Raw genomic sequence first — 8,128 nt, 5'->3', positions numbered from 1 at the left:
TTGCAATGATTAACCATCCCAAAACCCGCGCCGCCGGCGGACTCGACCATACGCTCCACCGCGACCTACACATAGTTGTGACCTGAGCATAGGGGTCGTTTTGAGACCCTCACTCACTTCGCAGATCGGCGATGAACCAAAAAAAAACTCCGGCATGAAGCCGGAGTGCCAAGCCACGCGGAGATCAAACGCGAAGACAGTGATGGCTGGTTGGCTGGCCGGCGCCTGGCTCCCCCCGAAGCCTGTGTGGCCGGATGCCAACGACTTGTCAGGAGACTCGCCTGGGCTGATCCGTCCAGTACTTCTCGCGCACGCGCCGGCGCAAAACCTTGCCGACCGCGCTGAGCGGCAGCGCTTCCACCATGGTTACCGTCTTGGGTGCCTTGAAGCGGCCGAGCCGGTCCTTGACGTGCTCGATCAGTGCCTCGGCGTCGACCGTAGTGCCGGGCTTCAGCACGACTTCGGCGTGCACCGCCTCGCCCCATTTGTCGTGCGGAACGCCGACGACGGCTGACATGGAAACGGCGGGATGGGCATTGAGCGATGCCTCCACCTCGACGGCGTACACATTGAAGCCACCGCTGATGATCATGTCCTTCTTGCGGTCGACGATGAAGACATAGCCGGCCTCATCGACGTAGCCCAGGTCACCCGACTTCCAGAAGCCGTCGGTGAACTCCGATGCCGTGCCTTCCGGGTTGCCGTGGTAGCCGCTGATGGTGCCGCGGCCGCGCAACCAGATTTCGCCCGTGGCGCCGGGCGGGACGTCGTTGCCTGCTTCGTCCACGATGCACATCTCGATGCCGATGGTCGGGCGGCCGGCGGAAGCAAGCCGGCCGGTCTCGACGGCGGTCAGGTGATCGGACTGCGTCAGCGTGCAGACTGCCTGCGCGCATTCGGTGGCGCCGTAGAGCTGGAAGAAGATGTTGCCGAAGCGCTGTTGCGCCTGCCCCAGCTTGGCGGGACTCATGGGCGCGGCACCGTAGTAGAGCGTGCGAAGACTGCTCAGGTCGTGCTGCGTCGCTTCGGGCAGTTCCAGCAGGACGTTCACCAGGGTGGGCACCATCAGCGTGGTGGTCACCTTTTCCGTTTCGACATTGCGGCACCAGGCCTTGAGGTCGGCGACGTTCTGCGTCAGCGTGCAGCCGCCGCGAAACAGGGTCGGCAGGAAGGACAGGCCGGAGCCGTGGCTGACCGGGGCGATGTGCAGGTAGCGCGTGCGCTGGTTGAGCGCCACGCTCTGCTCGGGGTCGGCGTACATGGTGTCGCGCGCCGCGAGCCAGTTGTCGATGGTGTACTGCGCGCATTTGCTGCGGCCGGTCGTGCCGCCGGTGAAGCGGTAGATCAGGATGTCGGATTGCGTGTCGGACTGTACGCCCGGATCGGCGTCCGAAACGCCTTCGAGCAGCTCCCAGAAGTCGTACACACCCTCACGCGGCGACGGCGGCGGGTCCATGCACACCACGCTCACGCCGCGCTCGCGCAGCATGCCGGCGTAGCGATCCAGCAGGGAAGTCTCGAGAAAGACGACCTTGGGGCGGATGAACTCGACCTGCCAGCGGTGTTCGTCAAACGCGTCGCGGATATTGGTGTGCGCGACGGCGGCCTCGCCCTTAAAGGCCGTCCAGGCGTGCAGGAGCGAGAGGTTGTCGTTTTCCAGGATGCAGAGGGCGACATCGCCGCGGCGCAGGCCAAGACGGGTATGCATCATGTTGACGATGCGGTTGGTCAGCCGGTGCAGCTCGCCGAATGTGTAGCGCTGGCCGCGCTCGATATTGACCAGCGCTTCCTGAGCGGCGAACTGCACGGCAACCTGCCCCATGACGCGGGCGAAGTCCATTTTCATTGCTGTCTCCGTGGCATTTTTTCTGGGTGTCTTGCCGGAGCAGTGTAGGAGTGGGGCTTTTCGCCGATCCCCTCCCCTGAGGGGAGGGGGAAGGACGCCGGCCGGCCGCGCAGCGGTTGAGGCCGGCGGGGCGATCCCTCTCCATGCGAGAGGGGCGCCGCCCCCGCCGCTGCGGCTAGTCTCGGATCATTGAGCCATCACCGAATGCCATGCGGCGCTCCCGCCGCCTTCCGGAAATCATGTCTTCTCTCCATTCGCGCATCAAGGACGGCCTGCTCATCCGCGACCGGGCCTACATCAATGGCAGCTGGGTAGCCGCCAGCGATGGCAGTACCTTCGCCGTCCGGAACCCGGCCACGGACCACACCATCGTCAACGTAGCAAACCTTGGCGCCAGCGAGGCCATGGACGCCATTGCCGCCGCTGAGGCCGCCCTGCCGGCGTGGCGCGCGCGCACCGGCAAGGAACGCGCGGCATGCCTGCGCCGCTGGTTCGACCTGATGACGGCGCACGCACAGGACCTGGCCGCCATCATGACCGCCGAGCAGGGCAAGCCGACGCCCGAGGCCCTGGGCGAAGTGGGCTACGGGGCATCGTTCGTCGAATGGTTTGCGGAGGAAGCCAGGCGCGTGGACGGCGATGTGCTGGCCTCGCCGTCGTCCGACAAGCGGCTGATGATGCTCAAACAGCCCATTGGCGTCTGCGCCGCGATCACGCCGTGGAATTTCCCGATCGCCATGATTACGCGCAAGGCCGCGCCCGCGCTGGCCGCGGGCTGCACCATCGTCATCAAGCCGGCCGGCCAGACGCCGCTTTGCGCGCTGGCGCTGGCGGAACTGGCGCACCGGGCCGGCATCCCGGCGGGCGTGATCAATGTGGTGCCGACCGGGACGGCGTCGTCGGCGATCGGCAAGGTTCTGTGCGAATCGCCCGTGGTCCGGCATCTCTCGTTCACGGGGTCCACGCCCGTGGGCAGCATCCTGATGCAGCAGAGCGCAAGCACCATCAAGAAGCTGGCGCTGGAGCTTGGCGGCCACGCGCCGTTCATTGTGTTCGACGACGCGGATATCGACGCAGCGGTGGACGGGGCCATCGCCTCCAAGTACCGCAATGCAGGCCAGACCTGCGTCTGCACCAACCGCTTCTATGTGCATGACAAGGTCTACGACATCTTCGTCGACGGCCTGGCGCGCAAGGCCGCCGAGCTGCAGGTGGGCGACGGCTTCGAGCCGGGCGTGGCGCAGGGCCCGCTGATCGACGATGCTGCCGTGGCCAAGGTGCGCGAGCACATCGATGATGCGCTGGCGAATGGCGCGACGCTGGTGACTGGTGGCGACGTGGTGGCGGGGCTCGGTTCGGCGCGCTTTGTCAGGCCGGCCGTGCTCGCCGGCGCCACGCACGACATGCTGATTGCCTCCGAGGAGACGTTCGGGCCGGTGGCGGCCGTATTCCGTTTCCGCGACGAGGCCGAGGTTGTGGCGATGGCCAACAACACGGAGTCGGGACTTGCCTCGTATTTCTACAGCCGTGATATCAGCCGGGTGTGGCGGGTGGCCGAAGCGCTGGAGTACGGCATGGTCGGTATCAATACGGGCCTGATCTCCAATGAGGTGGCACCGTTCGGCGGCGTCAAGCAATCGGGTCTCGGCCGCGAGGGGTCCCGCTACGGCATCGACGAGTACCTGGAGATGAAGTACCTCTGCCTGGGCGGCTTGTAAGGCCGCGCAGTCATGCCAGATCCGAAGTCCCAGCCAACGCCCGTGCATTGCCTGCTGCACTGGGAGCGGGAGTCGCCGTTCGCGGTGTACCTCACGCAGCCCCAGCCGGACGGCACGGTGCTGGACTATCGCTGGTGCGAGGTGGCAGACGAGGCCCGGCGCATGGCGTCGCATCTGCTGGCGCTGGGCCTGCCGCCGAAGTCGGCGATTGCCATCCTCGGGCAGAACAGCGCGCACTGGATCATCGCCGACCTGGCGATCTGGATGGCCGGCCATGTCAGCGTGACGGTGTCACCGGAGGCGGACAGGCGCGGTGTGGCCTATGCGCTGGGTCACAGCGAAGCGCGCCTAGTGTTTGTCGGCCGGTCGTTCGAGAACGCAGCACGGTGGCGCGACACCGAAGCCGCGGTGCCGGACGACATGCCGGTCATCCGCCTGCCCCAGGCCGAGCCCGGGCGGGGCGAGGCGTGGCAATCGATCGTCGCGGCCGCGCCGCGGCTGCGGACTGTCACGCTGCCGGACCCTGCCGCACTGGCCACGATTCTCTACGTGCCGGGCAGCACCGGCCGCCTGAAAGGGGTGATGCACCGATTCCGCACCCTGTGCGAGGTGCCGCGCGCCCTCAATGACCTGCTCCCCGCGCAGCATCGGCGCACATCGGCCGACCGCCTGCTGGCCTACCTGCCGCTGGCGGAGTGCGCCGGCAGGCTGGTCGTGGAATGCGCGTCGCTATGTATGGGCTACCGCGTGTTCTTCTACGAGCGGCCCGACACCATCCTGCAGGACCTGCGCCGCGCCCGGCCAACCCTATTCCATGCCATACCGCGTGCTTGGGCGCTGTGCGACCTGCCGTTCTGCCCGTTTGTGTCGCTGCGCCTGCATCGCTGGCTGCTCGCCGTGCCCGGGGTCTCGCGCGGGCTGCGGTGGCTGCAACGCCGCCGCATCGGGCTGGACCAGGCCCGGGTCGCCTTCGCGGCGGGCGGGCCGGTGCCACGCGAGGTACGGACGTGGTACCGCACCGCCGGACTGGAACTGATCGTCGGCCACGGCCTGCCGGAGAACTTCGGCTATTCCCACCTCAGCCTTCCGGGGCAGGGGCGCGAAGGCTATGTCGGGCGGTGCAATCCGGGGGTGGAATGCCGTATCGCCGGCAACGGAGAGGTCCTGGTCAAGAGCCCCGGCCAGATGATGGGCTACTACAAGGCCGGCGAGAAGACCGCCGACAGCCTGACGCCGGATGGCTTCTTCAAGACTAGGGACCAAGGCGAGGTGGACACGCTGGGGCGCTTGCGGCTGCGCCGTCGCCGCCATGTGCTGGCCGGCTAGCCGCCACTCGTCCCGGGGGCACAGCGGATGCGCCGCCCCTGCAATAAGGGGAGGGGATGAAAGCGATCCGGCCTGACTAAGATGGCTTCGCAGGTCACAAAGCGCCGGGGCCTCCGGAGGAACCCGACGCGAGCGACGGTGCAGCGATATTTGAGATCGGCAGGACAGCGACCACGGCGCTGCGACCGCCGCAAAGGACATAGCATGGACTTCGATCTGACTTCGGAACAACAACTGCTGCAGGACAGCGTGCGCCGCTTCATCGACAGGGCGTACACCTTCGAAGCGCGCACTGCCTTGCTGAAGGCCGGCCGGAACCGCAGCGCCGCCAACTGGAGCCTGTTCGCGGAGAACGGCTGGCTGATGGCCGCGCTGCCGGAGGCTTATGGCGGCCTCGGCGGTACGCTGCTGGAGACCGCCATCATCGCCCAGGAGATGGGGCGTGGACTGGTGGTCGAGCCCTACCTCGGCTGCGCTGTCCTGGCGGCCCAGACCCTCGTGGCCGGCGGCACCGAGGCGCAGAAGGAACGCCTGCTGCCGCTGCTCGCCGTCGGCTCGCTGCGCATGGCGCTGGCCTACAGCGAGCCGGCGTCGCGCGGGCTGCCGGAGCCGGTGTGCCTGCGCGCGGAGCGCGATGGCGACCACTATGTGCTGCATGGCACCAAGTCGCTTGTGCTGGGCGCGGTCGGCGCGCACACGTTCATCGTTTCCGCCGTCGTGCCGGGCACGCGAGGCATCACGCTGTTGCTGGTCGAGGGCGATGCGCCGGGCCTGCATCGCCGCGCCTTGCCGCTGCACGACGGCAGCTGGGTCGAGGAACTGGCCTTCGATGGCGTGCGGGTGGCGGCGCAAGCCGTGCTGGGCGAACGGGGCGAGGAGGGAAATGGCCTTGCCGCCCTGCGCGCCGGGCTGGCGAGCGGCACCGTCGCGCTTTGCGCGGAGCTGATCGGGGTCATGGAAAAGACCATCGAGCTGACTGCCGAGTACCTGAAGACCCGCCAGCAATTCGGCGTGCCGATCGGGTCCTTCCAGGCGCTGCAGCACCGCATGGCGGACATGGCAGCCGAGATGGAAGTGGCGCGCTCGATGCTGCACGCGGCCCTGGCATCGATGGCCAATGACGATGCCGCGACGCAGGGGCAGGTGCTGTCGACCGCCAAGATGTTGATCGGCCGGGCGGCGAAGTTCGTTTGCGGCCAGGGCGTCCAGCTGCACGGCGGCATCGGCATGACCGAGGAATACACGGTCGGCCACTACTACAAGCGTGCCGTGGTGGCGGACCTGCTGCTGGGCAGCAGCGACAGCCATGAAGCCACCTGCGCGGCAGCCCTGCAGGCGGCGCTGCATGCCGAGGCGGGCTGACGCGCCCGGGAACGCCGCCAGTTCATTCATCCAATCAATACGAGCGAGACAGCATGAAGACCTACGAAACCGTGGCCCAACTGCAATCCCTGGTGGGAGAGGTTGTCGGCACCAGCGACTGGACCATCATCGACCAGCAGCGCATCAACACCTTCGCTGATGCGACGGGCGACCATCAGTGGATCCACGTCGACCCGGAGCGTGCGGCCAGTGGCCCGTTCGGCGCGCCGATCGCGCATGGCTTCCTGACGCTGAGCCTGTTGCCGACGTTCATCCAGCAGGCGCTTGCCATCCAGAACGTCAAGATGGGCGTGAACTATGGCCTGAACAAGGTGCGGTTCCTGAAGCCGGTGCCGGTCAACAGCCGCCTGCGTGCCCAGTTCAAGCTGGCGAGTTTCGGACCGCTCGACAACAACGGTACGCAGCTCACCTACGAAATGACTGTCGAAATGGAAGGCTCCGCCAAGCCGGTTTGCGTGGCCGACACGATCATGCGCGTGTTCGCCTGAGTCGGCAGAGAGACAGGAAACAAACAGGAAAGAGAGTCAGACTATGAGCGATACCTCCACCGTGCTCCTGAGCGAGCAGGAAGCCATGATCCGCGATGCCGCCCGCAAGGTGGCGCAGGAAGTCGTTGCCGCGACGGCGGCCGGACGCGATCGCAGCAGCGCCTGGCCGCGCAACGAACTGAAGGCGGTAGCCGAACTGGGCTTCCTCGGCATGCACGTGCCCGAGGAATACGGCGGCTCGGCCGCGACGTTCCCCGAGTACTGCCTCGCCATCGAGGAGTTCGCCGCCGCCGACGCCGGCTTTGCTACCATCCTGCACGTCCACAACGGCCTGGCGGGCGTAGTGGCCCATGCTGGCACGCAAGCGCAGAAGCGCAAGTACCTGCCGGGCATGGCGTCTGGCGAAACCATCGTCGCCGGCCTGCTGACCGAGCCACAGGCGGGCTCTGATACCGGCGCCTTCCGCACCACCGCGCGGCGCGACGGTGACCACTACGTGCTGAACGGCAGCAAGCAGTTCATCTCCAACGGCAATGAAGCGGGCGTTGGCATCGCCATAGCCGCCATCACCGAAACCCCGGAAGGGAAGAAGGGCCCGAGTCTGTTTATCGTCGATCCGCGCGCACCGGGCTACACCGTTACCCGCGTCGAGGAAAAGCTCGGCCAGCGCTCGGCCCACGTCGCCGCCATCCAGCTCGATGACCACCGCGTGCCGGCAGAGGACCTGATCGGCGAGGAAGGCGCCGGCTACAAGCGCGTGATGGGCATGCTGTCCGAAGGCCGCATCGGCATTGCCGCCGTGGCCTGCGGCGTGGCACGCGCCGCGCTGGAGGCGGCCGTGCAGTACGCGAAGGAACGCGAAGCGTATGGCGGCCCGATCATCAACCTGCAGGGCGTCGCCTTCGACCTGGCCGACATGGCCACGCAGGTCGACGTGGCGCACCAGTTCATGCTGCACGCGGCGCGCCTGCAGCAAGCCGGAGTGCCTTGTGCCAAGGAAGCCTCGATGGCCAAGCTGTTCGCCAGCGAGATCGCGGAGAAGGTGTGCTCGGGCGCCATCCAGATCCATGGCGGCTATGGCTACCTGACCGACTTCCCGGTCGAGCGCTACTACCGCGATGCCCGTGTGACCAAGATCTACGAGGGCACCAGCCACATCCAGAAGGTCATTATTTCGCGCAGCCTAGGGGCGCGCTGAACGGGGACAGCATCACTGTGATTGACGGTCTGCACGCTGCTGGTTTGCTCCCCTCTCCCGCTTGCGGGAGAGGGGAGCAAACCAACGATTGTCCGGAACCCGTAGCACTTGCCGGCCTGCTCGGTAGGTCTGTCAGCAGTATGGGGCCAGCCACAGGCTGGCCCTTTCG

At 66.9% G+C, this 8,128-nt stretch carries 6 protein-coding genes; 5 read left to right on the top strand and 1 reads right to left on the bottom strand.

All coding sequences use genetic code 11. The features are described from left to right. Window positions 1-268: 268 nt before the first annotated feature. Window positions 269-1,846, bottom strand: coding sequence for an AMP-binding protein (locus RM96_RS16115; protein WP_039011978.1), 1,578 nt, complete (start codon window positions 1,844-1,846; stop codon window positions 269-271). 239 nt (window positions 1,847-2,085) lie between these two features. On the opposite strand from RM96_RS16115, the gene RM96_RS16110 reads away from it, so the two are divergent. The 5 genes from RM96_RS16110 to RM96_RS16090 all read left to right on the top strand — a co-directional run bounded on the left by RM96_RS16110 (window position 2,086) and on the right by RM96_RS16090 (window position 7,959). Further along, a complete protein-coding gene (locus RM96_RS16110; RefSeq protein ID WP_039011976.1) occupies window positions 2,086-3,564 on the top strand; it encodes an NAD-dependent succinate-semialdehyde dehydrogenase in 1,479 nt (492 codons plus the stop codon). A 12-nt stretch (window positions 3,565-3,576) separates the two neighbouring features. Next, on the top strand, window positions 3,577-4,890 hold the full coding sequence (locus RM96_RS16105) for an AMP-binding protein (protein WP_082016570.1): 1,314 nt from the start codon (window positions 3,577-3,579) through the stop codon (window positions 4,888-4,890). A gap of 204 nt (window positions 4,891-5,094) precedes the next feature. Then, complete coding sequence (locus tag RM96_RS16100; RefSeq protein ID WP_039011975.1) at window positions 5,095-6,252, top strand: acyl-CoA dehydrogenase family protein; 1,158 nt, start codon at window positions 5,095-5,097, stop codon at window positions 6,250-6,252. 53 nt (window positions 6,253-6,305) lie between these two features. Beyond that, entirely contained in the window at window positions 6,306-6,761 is a 456-nt protein-coding gene (locus RM96_RS16095; RefSeq protein ID WP_039011974.1) for a MaoC family dehydratase, read from the top strand. Between the two features lie 61 nt (window positions 6,762-6,822). Then, on the top strand, window positions 6,823-7,959 hold the full coding sequence (locus RM96_RS16090; protein ID WP_202966739.1) for an acyl-CoA dehydrogenase family protein: 1,137 nt from the start codon (window positions 6,823-6,825) through the stop codon (window positions 7,957-7,959). Window positions 7,960-8,128 lie beyond the last annotated feature (169 nt).

Origin of the sequence: Cupriavidus sp. IDO (assembly GCF_000812465.1) — a bacterium.
Taxonomy (GTDB): domain Bacteria; phylum Pseudomonadota; class Gammaproteobacteria; order Burkholderiales; family Burkholderiaceae; genus Cupriavidus.
Note: the sequence above shows the minus strand (reverse complement) of the source record. Positions and strands in the feature narration are given on the sequence as shown.

Coding starts and splice junctions, on each gene's coding strand:
- RM96_RS16115 (WP_039011978.1), bottom strand. CDS start 1,846: ATGAAAATGGACTTCGCCCGCGTCATGGGGCAGGTTGCCGTGCAGTTC.
- RM96_RS16110 (WP_039011976.1), top strand. CDS start 2,086: ATGTCTTCTCTCCATTCGCGCATCAAGGACGGCCTGCTCATCCGCGAC.
- RM96_RS16095 (WP_039011974.1), top strand. CDS start 6,306: ATGAAGACCTACGAAACCGTGGCCCAACTGCAATCCCTGGTGGGAGAG.
- RM96_RS16105 (WP_082016570.1), top strand. CDS start 3,577: ATGCCAGATCCGAAGTCCCAGCCAACGCCCGTGCATTGCCTGCTGCAC.
- RM96_RS16100 (WP_039011975.1), top strand. CDS start 5,095: ATGGACTTCGATCTGACTTCGGAACAACAACTGCTGCAGGACAGCGTG.